The 13,710-nt window shown below is 64.7% G+C and carries 13 protein-coding genes; 5 read left to right on the forward strand and 8 right to left on the reverse strand.

Features of this window, described 5'->3' with window-relative positions; translation table 11 throughout:
- The first annotated feature begins 14 nt into the window (after positions 1 to 14).
- The 5 genes from F562_RS0114755 (at position 15) to F562_RS0114775 (ending at position 5,221) form a co-directional block, all read left to right on the forward strand.
- Positions 15 to 1,685: an FAD-binding dehydrogenase gene (locus F562_RS0114755; protein WP_018157744.1), complete on the forward strand. Its 1,671-nt coding sequence runs from the start codon at positions 15 to 17 to the stop codon at positions 1,683 to 1,685.
- Positions 1,686 to 1,702: 17 nt separating this feature from the next.
- Entirely contained in the window at positions 1,703 to 2,824 is a 1,122-nt protein-coding gene (locus tag F562_RS0114760; RefSeq protein ID WP_018157745.1) for an AI-2E family transporter, read from the forward strand.
- Positions 2,821 to 3,333, forward strand: coding sequence for an NUDIX domain-containing protein (locus F562_RS0114765; protein WP_018157746.1), 513 nt, complete (start codon positions 2,821 to 2,823; stop codon positions 3,331 to 3,333). The genes F562_RS0114760 and F562_RS0114765 overlap by 4 nt, the downstream gene beginning before the upstream one ends.
- Before the next feature lie 124 nt (positions 3,334 to 3,457).
- Positions 3,458 to 4,291, forward strand: coding sequence for a S1 family peptidase (locus F562_RS0114770; protein WP_018157747.1), 834 nt, complete (start codon positions 3,458 to 3,460; stop codon positions 4,289 to 4,291).
- 120 nt (positions 4,292 to 4,411) lie between these two features.
- Positions 4,412 to 5,221, forward strand: a complete 810-nt coding sequence (locus F562_RS0114775; RefSeq protein WP_018157748.1) for a S1 family peptidase — start codon at positions 4,412 to 4,414, stop codon at positions 5,219 to 5,221.
- Positions 5,222 to 5,312: 91 nt separating this feature from the next.
- Here the strand turns inward: F562_RS0114775 and F562_RS19470 are convergent, their stop codons facing one another.
- From F562_RS19470 to F562_RS0114815, 8 genes are read right to left on the reverse strand one after another with little or no spacing between them, the layout of a single operon-like run.
- Positions 5,313 to 5,861: a bacterial proteasome activator family protein gene (locus F562_RS19470; protein WP_018157749.1), complete on the reverse strand. Its 549-nt coding sequence runs from the start codon at positions 5,859 to 5,861 to the stop codon at positions 5,313 to 5,315.
- Complete coding sequence (locus F562_RS0114785; protein ID WP_018157750.1) at positions 5,858 to 6,559, reverse strand: sirohydrochlorin chelatase; 702 nt, start codon at positions 6,557 to 6,559, stop codon at positions 5,858 to 5,860. Before F562_RS0114785 ends, F562_RS19470 begins: the two co-directional genes overlap by 4 nt.
- Entirely contained in the window at positions 6,556 to 7,455 is a 900-nt protein-coding gene (locus F562_RS19475; protein WP_018157751.1) for a sulfite exporter TauE/SafE family protein, read from the reverse strand. The genes F562_RS0114785 and F562_RS19475 overlap by 4 nt, the downstream gene beginning before the upstream one ends.
- Before the next feature lie 34 nt (positions 7,456 to 7,489).
- A complete protein-coding gene (cobA, locus tag F562_RS0114795) occupies positions 7,490 to 8,713 on the reverse strand; it encodes a uroporphyrinogen-III C-methyltransferase (protein ID WP_018157752.1) in 1,224 nt (407 codons plus the stop codon).
- Positions 8,710 to 10,071 (reverse strand): sulfate adenylyltransferase subunit 1, encoded by a 1,362-nt coding sequence (locus tag F562_RS0114800; RefSeq protein WP_018157753.1) that lies wholly within the window; start codon positions 10,069 to 10,071, stop codon positions 8,710 to 8,712. Before F562_RS0114800 ends, cobA begins: the two co-directional genes overlap by 4 nt.
- Positions 10,071 to 11,075 (reverse strand): sulfate adenylyltransferase subunit CysD, encoded by a 1,005-nt coding sequence (gene cysD, locus F562_RS0114805; RefSeq protein WP_018157754.1) that lies wholly within the window; start codon positions 11,073 to 11,075, stop codon positions 10,071 to 10,073. Before cysD ends, F562_RS0114800 begins: the two co-directional genes overlap by 1 nt.
- Complete coding sequence (locus tag F562_RS0114810; RefSeq protein ID WP_018157755.1) at positions 11,072 to 11,791, reverse strand: phosphoadenylyl-sulfate reductase; 720 nt, start codon at positions 11,789 to 11,791, stop codon at positions 11,072 to 11,074. The genes cysD and F562_RS0114810 overlap by 4 nt, the downstream gene beginning before the upstream one ends.
- A complete protein-coding gene (locus F562_RS0114815; RefSeq protein ID WP_018157756.1) occupies positions 11,788 to 13,491 on the reverse strand; it encodes a nitrite/sulfite reductase in 1,704 nt (567 codons plus the stop codon). Before F562_RS0114815 ends, F562_RS0114810 begins: the two co-directional genes overlap by 4 nt.
- Between the last annotated feature and the right edge of the window lie 219 nt (positions 13,492 to 13,710).

Below are 13,710 nucleotides of genomic sequence, written 5' to 3' on the forward strand. Positions count from 1 at the left end.
CGTAGGTTGGCCTCATGGATGCAGATGTCATCGTGGTGGGCGCGGGTCTCGCGGGTCTCGTGGCGGCGCGCGAACTCGTCGATGCAGGTCGGCGCGTGGCCTTGGTCGACCAGGCCTCTCCGGTCAACTTGGGTGGGCAGGCCTGGTGGTCCTTCGGCGGCCTTTTCCTCGTGGATACTCCCGAGCAGCGCCGGCTCGGCGTGCGCGACTCCTTTGACCTCGCCTGGCAGGACTGGCAAGGCTCGGCCGGGTGGGACCGCCTTGAGGACGAGGACATCTGGGGCGCGAAATGGGCCAAGGCCTACGTCGAATGGGCCGCCGGTGAGAAGCGGGATTGGTTGCGCGGCAAAGGCATTCGATTCACGCCCATGGTCGGCTGGGCCGAGCGGGGCGATGGGCGCGCCATGGGACACGGCAACTCCGTGCCACGGTTTCACGTCGCCTGGGGCACGGGTACCGGCGTGGTCGGTCCGTTCATCGACAGTGCGCGGGAAGCGGCCGAGACCGGTGCGATCACCTTCTATCACCGCCATCGCGTAGACGAACTCGTCACGACTGACGGTGCGGTCACCGGTGTTCGAGGAGCGATCCTCGCGCCCGATGCTGGCGCGCGGGGGGAGTTAAATCGCGATGACGCGGTGGGCGACTTCGAGTTAACCGGCCAGGCAGTCCTGGTGAGCAGCGGGGGAATTGGTGGTAATCATGACCTCGTCCGCGAACTGTGGCCGGCGCGGATGGGTGTCCCGCCGAGGTCAATGATCACCGGGGTGCCGGCATACGTCGACGGCCGGATGCTCGGCATTGCCGAGGAGTCGGGCGCCCGGTTGGTCAACCGGGACCGGATGTGGCACTACACCGAGGGAATCCGCAACTGGAGTCCCGTGTGGCCAGACCACGCCATCCGCATCCTGCCGGGCCCCTCGCCGTTGTGGTTCGACGCACTCGGACGGTTGTTGCCGGCGCCTTACCTCCCGGGGTACGACACCCTCGGCACATTGCGCTACCTGCGGACCGCGCCGGGCCTGGCTGAACACGATCACTCGTGGTTCATCGTCAGCCAGAAGATGCTGGAGAAGGAGCTCGCGCTGTCGGGTTCGGAGCAAAACCCGGACCTGACTGACCGTGACTACCGACTCTTGGTGAAGACCCGGCTGGGCTCCGGCGCACCCGGGCCGGTTGAGGACTTCCGCCAACACGGACCCGACTTCGTCACCGCAGCAACGCTCGCCGCATTGGTGGCCAAGATGAATGCGCTGACGGATGAGGCGCTGCTGGATTTCGACACGGTGCGGCAGCAGATTGAGGCACGCGACCGGGAGATGCTCAACCCCTTCACCAAGGACGCCCAGACGATGGGCATTCACAATGCGAGGCGGTACCGCGGCGACAAGCTCAGCCGAGTCGCCGCCCCCCACCAGGTGCTTGACCCGAAGGCCGGGCCGCTCACCGCGATCAAGCTCCACGTCCTGACCCGCAAGACGTTGGGCGGGCTGCAGACCGATCTGGATGGTCGCGTACTGCGTGCTGACGGATCGCCCCTCCCAGGCCTGTACGCCGCCGGTGAAGCCGCAGGTTTTGGCGGCGGTGGGGTGCATGGCTACAACGCGCTCGAAGGCACCTTTCTGGGAGGCTGTTTGTTCACTGGTCGGACGGCTGGCCGGGCTCTGTCCCGCACGATCGGCTGACCTGGCAGGCTCATCGTGTGACCGAGCCCAGCCCCACCACCCGAGATCCGCGACTGGAAGTGACCTTTGGCGTCCGCGTCGCGGCGTGGTGGTCGGCATGCTTCATCGCCATCGCCGCCGCGATCTTCTTGCTGGTGACGATCCTCAGCAAGGTCAGTCTGGTCACCATCACGGTGTCGACCGCGGTCATGATGGCGGCGCTGTTGCAGCCGGCCGTGGCGTGGTTGGTCAGCCACAAAGTGCCTCGGGCGCTCGCGGCAGTTTTGGTGTTCTTCCTGGGGGTTGGTGGGGTCACCGCGCTTGGATGGTTCGTCGCGACCAGAGTCGCCGAATCCGCTCCCGACATGACCGGACAACTCAACGAAGCAGCCGTCTCGATTCGGGATTGGCTCGTCCATGGTCCGTTGAGCCTGAAAGCCGAAGACGCTGAGCAATACACCACGGGACTCGGGGAAACCCTGAGTGACGGCAACCTGACCACCGGCCTGATGGAGACGGCCACGGGCGCGATTGGCGTGCTGTCGGGAGTGGTCTTCACGTTGTTCGCGCTGTTGTTTTTGCTCTTCGACAGCGGGCAGATCTGGCGTGGGTTCGTCGGCCTGGTGCCCCCGCACGCCCAGCCGCACACCTACGAGGCCGGGCGTGCCGCCTGGCGCACCCTGACGCGTTATATGCGCGCTCTGGTGGTGCTGGCCGCGATCAATGCGCTGGCGATGGTCCCGGTAATGATCGTGGCCGACCTGCCGATGATCGTCCCCCTCACGATTTTGCTCTTCCTGGGCTCGCTAGTCCCTCTCATCGGAATCTTGGTCGCAGGTGCCATCGTCGCGCTCATTGCTCTGGTGAGCCAGGGCCTGGCGACCGCAGTCCTGGTGATCGTTGCGTTGATCCTGGTCGTGCAGTTGTTCGGCAATCTGCTCAATCCGGTGTTGCTCGGCAAGGCCGTCGACATCCATCCGCTGGCCATCCTGGTGGGCGTCACTGCCGGAACCATTCTGGGCGGAGTGTTTGGCGCCTTCATCGCGGTTCCACTCGTCGCGGTGATCAAGAACGCCTCGCTGGCCGTACGCGACCATCACCGCGGCGAGGTCCTTGAGTTCGATGACGGTGACGAAGCGGCGGAAGCGATCTCGACATGAGCGCTGACCATCCAGGAGTTCTCCGGCGCATCGCGCTGCGCGCTTTTCGCTATATCCCGCCGCGGCCGAGCCACGCGATCGTTCGTGCGCTGAGCCCGACCTACAGCATGGGCGCGGCGGCAATCATTGAGCACGAGGGACACCTCCTGGCATTGCGCCAAGAGCACCGGTCGGGTTGGAGTTTGCCCGGCGGGCTTGTCGACCGGGGCGAGCTCCCGCACGAGAGCGTCGTGCGTGAAGTACGCGAAGAGACCGGTCTGGTGGTCACCTCAGGTGACGTGTTCGCCACCGTCGTGGATCCTGACCTGCGGCATGTCGACGTGATCTACCGAATTCGGTGCGCCACTCGACCATCCGTACACGTCGCCAGCGAGGCCACCGCAGCCGAGTGGTTTCTCCTGGAGGAATTGCCAGACCCCGATGGGCCTACCCGGCGGATCATCGCGGCCGTCCGCCACGCTGAGCGGGCACCCGAAGCGGGCTCGATCGTCGGCTCCCCAGAGGGCTAAGAGCGCCCAAGGTTGCCGTACTTGACTAAATCTTTAATGTCCCTTGAAACTTTCTTGGGTTGGCGATACCCCCAGGCTCGATAGCGTGCACCGTCCGCACTTGTTCTAGAGACTGGAAATTCTCATGACCCACACCCGTCGGTCCACAGCACTTGTCGGCGCAGCCGTCCTCAGTTTGGTCGCAGCCCACGGCCCCGCGTCGGCGGCGTCAGATGGCCCCGATCGCATTGTCGGTGGCGTCACGGCCAAGACCTCAGCCGCGCCGTGGGCGATTCAGATGTCCAACAGTGGTTCGTCGGCGGCAAGCGGCGAGTACTGCGGCGCGACGCTGGTCGCCGCGAACAAGTTGGTGACCGCAGCGCACTGTTTTGACGAGTTCGGCAAGAAGGGTTGGACCTTCATCCAGGGGCGCGACAATCTGAACAAGACCAGCGTCGGCAAGACTGCAAAGTTGAAGAGCCTGTGGATCCACCCGGACTACGACGGAGTGGGCGACGGCACGGCAGGTGACATTGCGGTCGTGACGCTGAGCCGCTCATTCACCGGTGTGAAGACCTTGCCGCTCAACACGGACGCGGACCTTGGCAATGACACCTCAGTGACCGCGACGGTCTACGGGTGGGGCGAGACGTTGGGAACCGGCGCGCAGGACATCTTGCGCAAGGTGAACGTCCCGGTCATGGGTGATGACGCCTGTGATGAGGCGTACTACGACGGCCGGATTCAAACCTCACCGTACGGCGACTTCACGGTGGACTATGACCCCAGTGGCGAGGTGTGCGCGGGCTACCCAGACGGCGGCAAAGACGCGTGCCAGGGCGACAGCGGTGGCCCGCTGGTCGCGAACGGCCGCCTGTTGGGCGTGGTGTCCTGGGGTAACGGGTGCGCCGAAGCCGGTGAACCGGGCGTCTACTCCGAGGTCGCGACCTACGCCGACGACATCAAAACCCACCTCTAAATCGGCCTCGATGACTTTTGGGTCAATCCATACCAAGACTTGAAAGTTACTTGACGTTCCGGTGACCTACTCGCGGTTAACGTCGTGTGGTCCACATCACGTCTGAGGAATGGATTAGTCATGAAGTTCAATCGTTGCGGCTTGGCACTCGTAGGAGCCGCCCTCCTGACCGTTACCACCGCGCAGGGCGCTGCCCAGGCCGTCGACGACCCCGACCGCATCGTGGGTGGTGACATCGCTAAGACGGCTGACACCCCATGGGCCATTCAGATGTCCAACAGCAACTCACCGGCACCCAACGACGAGTACTGCGGCGCCACGCTGGTCGCGGCCGACAAGCTCGTGACGGCGGCGCACTGCTTCGATGTGGTTGGGCGCGACGGGTGGACCTTCATCCAGGGCCGTGACAAGCTCACTGACAAGAGCACCGGTAAGACATCGGGGTTGAAGGACCTGTGGGTCCACCCGAAGTACGACGGCAAGCTCGGAGATAACAGTGGCTATGACGTTGCTGTTGTGACGCTGAGCAAGCCGTTTACGGGTGTGTCGACCATGGCGCTGAACGAGGACAAGAGCCTCAGCGAGAACACGTCCGTCACGGCCACAACCTACGGTTGGGGAAACACTAAGGGCACCGGCCCCGCGGATACCTTCCAGAAGGTCAGCGTCCCGGTCCGCGGAGACGCTCCGTGCGAGAAGGCCTACTACAACGGCCGCCCGCACTTGGACTATGACCCGGCAACCGAGGTCTGCGCTGGCTTCCCGGAGGGCGGCAAGGACGCCTGCCAGGGTGACAGTGGCGGTCCGCTGATCGCCAACGGTCGACTACTCGGCATCGTCTCCTGGGGTGCTGGTTGCGCCGTGGCTGGCGAGCCCGGTGTCTACTCTGAGGTCGCGGAGTTGGCTGCCGACATTAAGCCGCACCTCTGATCGAATCTGACTGACGCAGAGACGCGTTCGGCGTACTCCGAGATCTCTCGGGGTACGCCGAACGCATGTCTGGGCGCTCGCCACGTCTCGGCTAGAGGTACTGGCCCGTAGGCCCGCTCTCCTGAGGTCCGGTGGTGGCAGATCCCGGAGCCTGAGTGTCGGACTGGCCGCGCGGTAGCCCGCGTTGCATCGCTTGAAGTTGTGTCTGGGCCGCCATCTGCTGCGCCACCATGGCGGCCTGAATGCCGTGGAAGAGCCCTTCGAGCCACCCCACTAGTTGGGCTTGAGCAATGCGCAATTCGGCGTCACTCGGAGTGCCATCAGTAAACGGCAGCGCAAGCCGGTCAAGCTCTTCGATGAGGTCCTCGGAAATGCCGTCCTTGAGTTCGGCGATGGAGCGCTGGTGAATCTCCGCGAGACGTTTGCGCCCAGCCTCATCCAGGGGTGCGTCGCGTACTTCTTCGAGCAACTGCTTGATCATTGAACCGATACGCATCACCTTGGCTGGCTGCTCGACCTGGTCGGCCGGGGTGCGCTGGTCTTCATCTGGATCGGTCGGCGCGACACCCATGCCGTCCGGTGTCAGCACGACGATGCGCTGTTCGGGAGAGGCGGAATCTTGGTTTGCGTCATCACTCATGTGTCCATCCTGCCTGCTCCGGCAGCGACCGCGGTGCGATAGCGCTCCACGACGACGGCAGCGACGGCCGGGTGGCTTCCAAGTGGCCCGGTCGCCCGCAGTCCCAGCGCGGCGGCGGTCGACTCCAGCTTGGACTGGAAGTAGCCCGGCGCGAGCAGGTGCGAGGCGACCACCACGCGACCACTCAGACCGGTATACGCCTCCGCCATCGTGGGTGGTGACGCGGAAAGAAACGCGTGCCGGACGGGAACACCCAACCGCTCAGACAGCAGCTCGGCCGCCGAGGCGACCTCGGCCCGCGCCGCGTCATGGGAGGAACCGGCTCCGGTCAGGATGACTGCGTCTGGTTCTGGGTCCGCCGCGAGAACTCGGTCGCGCAGTGCGTCGGCGATGGCCGCGCCTGAACCCACTGGCGCAGTCGAGATGGCGCCGAGCACGGCAGCGACCGCCTCGGGAATATCGGTACGCACGTGGTAGCCCGAGGCGAGAAACAGCGGGACGACGACCGGTGCAGAGAGCCCGCCCATGGTCTCGGCCGCGGTGGGGTGGCATACATCGACATAGCCCAACCGCGGGGTGAGCCCGAGCGTATTCGCCGCAGCGACGGTGACCTGTTCGAGCACGGTGCGGCCCGCTGCGTTATCTGTGCCATGGGCAAGGACCACGAGCGGGCGGCGTTCTGGTGCAGCTGAACTCATGATCCGGTGGTGGCCTCTTTGGGGTTCTCCGCCGAAGCCTTGTCGGCTGAGCCGGCACGTACCTTGGCGATGGCAATCGCAATGAACACCGCGGCGAGCGCAAACAGCCCGACATAGACCGGAAGCGACTCGGCATCCGAAGCCTGGAGCAGCGTTCGGCTGTTGGTGATGATGATGACGCTACCCACCAGGGCGCCCAGGATTGGGAGGGAAAGATGCTTGACCAGGTAGGCCGCGAACGGCGCTGCGATGACGCCACCGACCAGCAGACCGCCGATCACTCGCCAATCGAGCGCTTCATTGCCCAGACCGATCAAGAATCCAACGCTTGCCGAGACGGTGACCACGAATTCAGAAGCCGACATGGAGCCGATGACCTTCCGCGGGTCGAGCGTCCCGCTGGCGATCAGGGTCGGAGTGGTGACCGGCCCCCAACCACCACCGCCGGTGGCGTCGACAAAGCCACCGAACAGGCCGAGCGGGGCGAGTAGCTTCACGGTCGGGCGTTGGCCGGGGAGGACGACGGGCGGCTTGCCAAAGACGAATCGAGCGATGAGGTAGATCCCGATGAGAAGCAGCAGGCCGGCCATCCACGGCTTCGCGCTCTCCGTGGACAGATTGGACAGCACCGTCGCGCCAAGGAACGCACCGATGGCGCCTGGGCCAGCGATCTTTCCCACGGTCCGCCAATCGACATTGCCGAGACGCCAGTGGGAGAGCCCGGAGGCCAACGTGGTGCCGACTTCTGCGAGGTGTACCGACGCGGAGGCAACCGCGGGGGCCACATTGGTGGCGACAAGCAGGGTGCTGGCGGTGACGCCGTACGCCATACCGAGTGACCCATCAATGGTCTGAGCGAGAAGTCCAACGAACGCAAAAACGATGAGTTTTTCCATGACAAAGCCTTACGAGAGAAAGGAGTTGGGCCGATCAGTCGAGGCCGGGCGTGGGCTCGTTGGCGAGGCGTACAACGTCGCCGATGACGACTACTGCAGGCGCCTGCACGTCTCGCGCAGCAGCAAGATCAGCGATCGTGGTCAATGTCCCGATCGTGGTGCGCTGCGTGGGCTGGAATCCGCGCTCGACAATGGCGACCGGACACTCCGGGTCCCGTCCGTGAGACATCAGAACTTCAGCTGACCGGCGAAGGCCGGCCACCCCCATCAGCAGGACCAGGGTGTGGTCGCGGCCGACGGGAAGGGCGGGGAGTTCGTCGTGGCCGGTGACCACCGTAAAACCACGGGCTAAGCCCCGGTGGGTGAGCGGGATCCCGGCGGCGGCCGGAACCGCGATCGCTGACGTCACGCCTGGCACCACTTCGACTGATACGTGGTTGTTTTCGCAGAACTGGCGCTCTTCGCTTCCACGGCCAAGGACGTAGGGATCGCCGCCTTTGAGTCGGACCACACCATGCCCGCGCTGTGCCTCGTCAACCAGGATCTCGTTGATCTGATTTTGCGGGATCGGGTGGTGGCCCGGGGTTTTGCCGACGTTGATGACGCGCACGGTTTCGGGAAGTCGGGACACGACGCCCCACGGGGCGAGCCGGTCGATCACCACGACGTCAGCGGACGCGATCAGTTCATGTGCGCGTCGGGTCAGCAGCTCATCGTTGCCGGGGCCGCCACCCACGAGCGCAACCCAACCCGAACTACGGGCTCGATTGCGCTGCAACGGTATGCGACCGTCACTGAGGGCGTCTTCGACGACCTGGGCAACTGCAGTCGCTGCGGTCACCGCTGTACGCGGGTCCCCTCCGACGTGGGTGGCCACGGTGACCTTCCCATCGGGAGTGTTCACCGTCGATCGCGCTGGGACGGCCGCAGCGGTGTGCTTGGCGGAGGTAGCGTCGATGCACCAGATTCGGGCCGCGTGAGCGTCCTGCGACACGGCGTGGTCAGTCGCCGAGTCCCCGGTGGCGGTATGCACCAGCCAGGCGTCGGTCAGGTCGAGGGGGCCGGCGTAATCCCTTGCCACCCAGTCGATCTGCTCGGCATGGACGAAGTCGATGAGGTCTTCGCACAGCCACGGTGCGATGACCTGAACCCGGGCGCCCTCGTCAAGGAAGGCCCGCACCCGGCGCGCGGACACCGGACCGCCACCGACGGCCACGACGAGGCGGTCGGTGAGGTCGAAGACGAGGGGCAGGCTCATATGACCCAGGCGTCTGATTCGGAGTCGACGTCTTCGTCGGTGCCCAGGTCGGCCCATGTGGTCGATACGCCGACCATCCCGGCGGCCAAAGTGGAACCGCTGGGCGGGTCGATCACCAGGAAGGAACCACTACGTCGTGAGGTGACATAGGGCTCGACCGGCAGCGGGCTCGCCACACGGAGGGTGACACGACCAATGTCATTGAGTTCCAACTGATCTGCGTCGACGAGGTTGAGGTTCTCAAGGTCAAGCCGCCGGTGAACCTTGTCCACGATCGCCTTGACGGTTCGGGCGCCGTGCTTGACGAAGACCTTCGCGCCTGGGCGAAGCGGCTTTTCGTGCAACCAGGCTACGAGAGCCGAGAAGTCTTTGACTGGCTCGGGCGCGTTACCCACCGCTGCGATGACGTCGCCACGGGAGACATCGAGGTCATCGGCGAGGCGTACGGCAACGGACTGCGGCGCGTAGGCCTGCACGACGTCGTCTTCCCCGATGTGAATGGCCTCGACGTGAGTGCGTTTCCCCGAGGGGAGGATGACCACCTCGTCGCCGACCGTGACAACGCCTGCGTTGACCTGACCTGCATAGCCGCGGTAGTCCACGAGTTCGCTTGTGGGAGCAGCAGATTGTGGGCGGAGGACGTACTGCACGGGCATCCGGAAGTCTTCGTCACTTGGGTCGTCGGCGCCCGGCAGCTCCTCAAGGAGCTGGAGGAGAGCCGGGCCGTCGTACCACGGCGTGCGCTCCGAGCGCTCGACAATGTTGTCACCTTCAAGAGCGCTCACCGGGATGGTGACCGCGTCGGGAATGCCGAGTTCGCGCGCGACCTTCTGCACGTCGGAGTCAACCTGCGAGTAGACCTCCGCGGAGTAGTCCACAAGGTCGATCTTGTTGACGGCGACGATCACATGCGGGACGCGTAGGAGCGCCACGACGGCCAGGTGGCGACGAGTCTGCTCCAGCACCCCATGACGAGCATCCACCAGCAGCACCACCACATCTGCGGTGCTCGAGCCGGTCACCGTGTTGCGGGTGTACTGCACGTGTCCGGGGCAATCGGCCAGAATGAATGACCGGTTGGCGGTGGCGAAATAGCGATAAGCGACATCGATCGTGATGCCCTGTTCGCGTTCGGCGCGAAGGCCGTCAGTCAGGAGCGCGAGGTCAGCAGTGGTGAGCCCGCGGTCTCGAGAGACTTTCTCTACGGCAGCCAATTGGTCAGACAACACGGACTTGGTGTCGTGCAGCAGGCGTCCAACGAGAGTGGACTTGCCGTCGTCAACCGAACCGGCTGTTGCTAGACGCAGCAAGGTGTTCTTGGTCGCGAGTGTGGTCGCGGCTTCCAGGGTGGGCGGCATTAGAAGTAGCCCTCCTTCTTGCGGTCTTCCATGGCCGCCTCGGAAATGCGGTCATCGGCCCGGGTCGCCCCGCGCTCGGTCAAGGTGGAGGCGGCGACTTCGACGACGACGTCGTGGACGGAGCGGGCGGGGGAGTCAACGGCGCCCGTGCAGGACATGTCGCCGACGGTGCGATAGCGCACCAGTCGCTGCTCGACCTGCTCGTCATCCTTTGGCTGGCTCCATGGGCCAACCGCGAGCCACATTCCGTTGCGGGAGAAGACATCTCGCTCGTGCGCGTAATAGAGCGGCGGAAGCTCGATCTGCTCGCGCTCGATGTATTGCCACACGTCCAACTCGGTCCAGTTGGAGAGTGGGAAGGCGCGGACGTGCTCGCCGGGGCGGTGACGCGGGTTGAAGAGCGACCATAGTTCGGGACGCTGGTTCTTGGGGTCCCACTGCCCGAACTCATCACGCAAGGACACCACTCGCTCCTTGGCGCGAGCCTTTTCCTCGTCGCGGCGGCCGCCGCCGAAAACGCCATCGAACTGGTGATCGCTGATTGCGTCGAGCAGCGGCTGGGTCTGCAGCGGGTTGCGGGTCCCGTCAGCGCGCTCCTGGAGGCGACCGTCATCGATGTAGTCCTGTACTGAGGCAACGACGAGGCGCAAGCCCAGGCGGCGTACGGTCTCGTCGCGGAACTCGAGCACCTCAGGAAAATTGTGCCCGGTATCGACGTGCATGACCGGGAACGGAATCGGAGCCGGCCAGAACGCCTTTCGCGCCAGGTGCAGCATGACCACGGAATCCTTGCCACCACTGAACAGCAGCACCGGACGCTCTAACTCCGCAGCGATCTCGCGGATGATCAGAATGCCCTCGGCCTCGAGTGTGTCGAGTTGAGAGAGGGCGAACGTCGGCCCCGATACCTCCGCCGGTCGAGCCACGTCCGCCGGTCGAGCCCCGTCCGCCGGTCGAGCCCCGTCCGCCGGTCGAGCTTGTCGAGACCCTTCGGCGATGCTCATGCGTGCAACCCACATTCTGTCTTGGCGAAGCCAGACCAGCGTCCGGCTCGCGCGTCTCCACCCTCGACAACCGCCTGTGTGCACGGCTCGCAACCGATGGATGGATAGCCATTGGTCACAAGCAGATTCACGGGCAGACGGTGCTCGTTAGAGAAGGTCAAAAGGTCTTCCAGGCTCCACGTCACGAGCGGATTGATCTTGACCAGGCCAAAGGCCTCGTCCCAGGACACCACGGGAGCGTTGGCTCGCGTCGGCCCCTCATCGCGGCGTACACCGGTCACCCAGGCTTCGTACTCACCGAGCGCCTTGCGCAACGGCTCGACCTTGCGCATCCGGCAGCACGAAGCGGGGTCGCTCGCAAAGAGATCTTTGCCGTACTTCTCATCTTGCTCGGCCACCGTCAGGGTGGGCTTCACGTCGACGATGTTGACGTCCAACGTCTCGGCCACGAGTTGGCGTTCCACGTAGGTGTCGGAGAAGTGATAGCCGGTGTCGAGGAAGAGCACGTCGACGCCGGGCGCCTGCTGGGAGATGACGTAGGGCAGCACCGCGTCAGCCATGGAGCACGCCACGGTGAGTTTGCCCGGGAAGTTCTCGGCTGCCCACGCGGCGATCGCATCGGCATCATGATCGAGTCCGGCGAGGTCGGCCGCTCCCTGCTCAGCCAGAGCCTTAAGTTCGGCGTCGGTGCGTCGGGTTGTGGTGTCGCTACTCATTGCAGTGCCTCCTCATCAGCGCGGTGCGCCCAGGTCGCGAAGGACTCCTTGCCGTCGCGTTCGTCCAGAAAGCGGCGTACGACGCGCTCGGTGTAATCGGCGAGTTCGGTTGCGGGAACTTTGAGTCCGCGCACGGTGCGGCCTAAGCCGCCGTCCTCGCGGGTCGTGTCGGCAAGCCCTCCGCCAAGGTGGACCTGGAAGCCCGGAACCTGTTCGCCCTCGACCGTGATGATCTGACCCTTGAGGCCGATATCAGCCGTCTGAATGCGGGCGCAGGAGTTGGGGCATCCGTTGACGTGCAACGAAATTGGCTCGTCGGCGGACAGTCCGTCAACGTCGGCGAGGCGCTGCTCCAGTTCGGCGATCACCGAAGCCGCGGTGTCTTTGGTGTCGACGATCGCGAGCTTGCAGAATTCGATGCCAGTGCACGCCACGGTTGAGCGTCGGAACGGGCTGGGCTTGGTGGACAGGCCGATGGTCTCAAGCCCGGAGACGAGCTCGTCCAGGGTTTCGCTCGGGACGCCGAGGACGACCAGCTTCTGGTGCGCGGTCAACCGGATGCCGCTAGCACCGACCCGTTCGATCAGTTCGGCGATGTCCGTGAGGGTTGAGCCGCCGACTCGGCCGACGACGGGTGCGGCGCCGACGTACCAGTTGCCGTCCTTCTGCTCGTGAACACCAATGTGGTCACCGGGGACGGTGGACTTCGCAGGCGGCGGGCCGTCGGCGAGCTGATAGCCGAGGTATTCGGTTTCCAGGACCTCGCGAAAACGCTCCGGGCCCCAGTCGGCCAACAGGAACTTCAGGCGGGCCTTGTTGCGCAACCGGCGGAAGCCGTAGTCGCGGAAGATCTGAACGACACCGTGCCAAACATCGGGCGCCTGCTCCTCGGTGACGAAGGTGCCAAGTCGTTCGCCAAGGCGTGGCGCCGTGGACAGTGCGCCGCCGACCCAGAGGTCGTAGCCGGGGCCGAGTTCAGGGTGGACGACGCCGACGAGCGACACATCGTTGATCTCGTGGACAACATCAAGGCTGGGGTGACCGGTAATGGCGGTCTTGAATTTGCGGGGAAGATTCGCCAGTTCCGGGTCGCCGATGTAGCGACGCTTGATCTCGTGAATCACCGGCGTGGGGTCGATGATTTCGTCAGCAGCGATGCCTGCGACGGGAGAGCCTAGGAAGGCGCGCGGGGTATCGCCGCAGGCCTCGGTGGTCTCGAGGTTCACGGTCTCCAGGCGGCGCCAGATTTCGGGGACGTCCTCGACCGAAATCCAGTGGTATTGGATGTTCTGGCGGTCGGTGATGTCGGCGGTGCCACGGGCGAAGTCGGTGCAGATGCCACCGAGTACGCGAAGGGCCGCGGGGTCGAGGATCTGGCCGTCGCTGCGTACCCGCAGCATGAAGTACTTGTCTTCGAGTTCATGCGGCTCCAACTGCGCGGTGCGGCCGCCGTCGATGCCAGGTTTCCGCTGGGTATAGAGGCCCCACCAGCGGAACCGACCATGCAGGTCGTCATCGGCAATGGAGTCGAATCCCTCGACCGCGTAGATTTGCTCAATGCGCTCGCGGACGTTGAGACCGTTGTCCTCGGCCTTGAACTCCTCGTTGTGGTTCAGCGGTGTGGTGCCGTCGACCTTCCACTGACCATTGGAGCGATTGCCGCGTGAGGGGCGGACGCGTGGAGCACTCTCGACGGTCATCGGATGACTCCCCAGTGATTAGCAGACATGATGAAAACCATAACGTGCCATTTGGGTGGCCTCTTCCGGTGGGTCCACCATCCGGACCCAGGCGAGCCTCACTCGTGCCTGTGGACAACGTTTCGGCGGCCCGGAGTCCTCCAGGCTGATCTTCGTGGAGGATTCGATCGCGTCAGTGCTTGCTCTGCACGGCGGACGAATGTCCTGGCTGGAACTCCG

The sequence above is a fragment of the Demetria terragena DSM 11295 genome, from assembly GCF_000376825.1.
In the GTDB taxonomy this organism is placed as follows: Bacteria; Actinomycetota; Actinomycetes; order Actinomycetales; family Dermatophilaceae; genus Demetria; species Demetria terragena.

Coding starts and splice junctions, on each gene's coding strand:
- F562_RS0114755 (WP_018157744.1), top strand. CDS start 15: ATGGATGCAGATGTCATCGTGGTGGGCGCGGGTCTCGCGGGTCTCGTG.
- F562_RS0114765 (WP_018157746.1), top strand. CDS start 2,821: ATGAGCGCTGACCATCCAGGAGTTCTCCGGCGCATCGCGCTGCGCGCT.
- F562_RS0114770 (WP_018157747.1), top strand. CDS start 3,458: ATGACCCACACCCGTCGGTCCACAGCACTTGTCGGCGCAGCCGTCCTC.
- F562_RS0114775 (WP_018157748.1), top strand. CDS start 4,412: ATGAAGTTCAATCGTTGCGGCTTGGCACTCGTAGGAGCCGCCCTCCTG.
- F562_RS19470 (WP_018157749.1), bottom strand. CDS start 5,861: ATGAGTGATGACGCAAACCAAGATTCCGCCTCTCCCGAACAGCGCATC.
- F562_RS0114785 (WP_018157750.1), bottom strand. CDS start 6,559: ATGAGTTCAGCTGCACCAGAACGCCGCCCGCTCGTGGTCCTTGCCCAT.
- F562_RS19475 (WP_018157751.1), bottom strand. CDS start 7,455: ATGGAAAAACTCATCGTTTTTGCGTTCGTTGGACTTCTCGCTCAGACC.
- cobA (WP_018157752.1), bottom strand. CDS start 8,713: ATGAGCCTGCCCCTCGTCTTCGACCTCACCGACCGCCTCGTCGTGGCC.
- F562_RS0114800 (WP_018157753.1), bottom strand. CDS start 10,071: ATGCCGCCCACCCTGGAAGCCGCGACCACACTCGCGACCAAGAACACC.
- cysD (WP_018157754.1), bottom strand. CDS start 11,075: ATGAGCATCGCCGAAGGGTCTCGACAAGCTCGACCGGCGGACGGGGCT.
- F562_RS0114810 (WP_018157755.1), bottom strand. CDS start 11,791: ATGAGTAGCGACACCACAACCCGACGCACCGACGCCGAACTTAAGGCT.
- F562_RS0114815 (WP_018157756.1), bottom strand. CDS start 13,491: ATGACCGTCGAGAGTGCTCCACGCGTCCGCCCCTCACGCGGCAATCGC.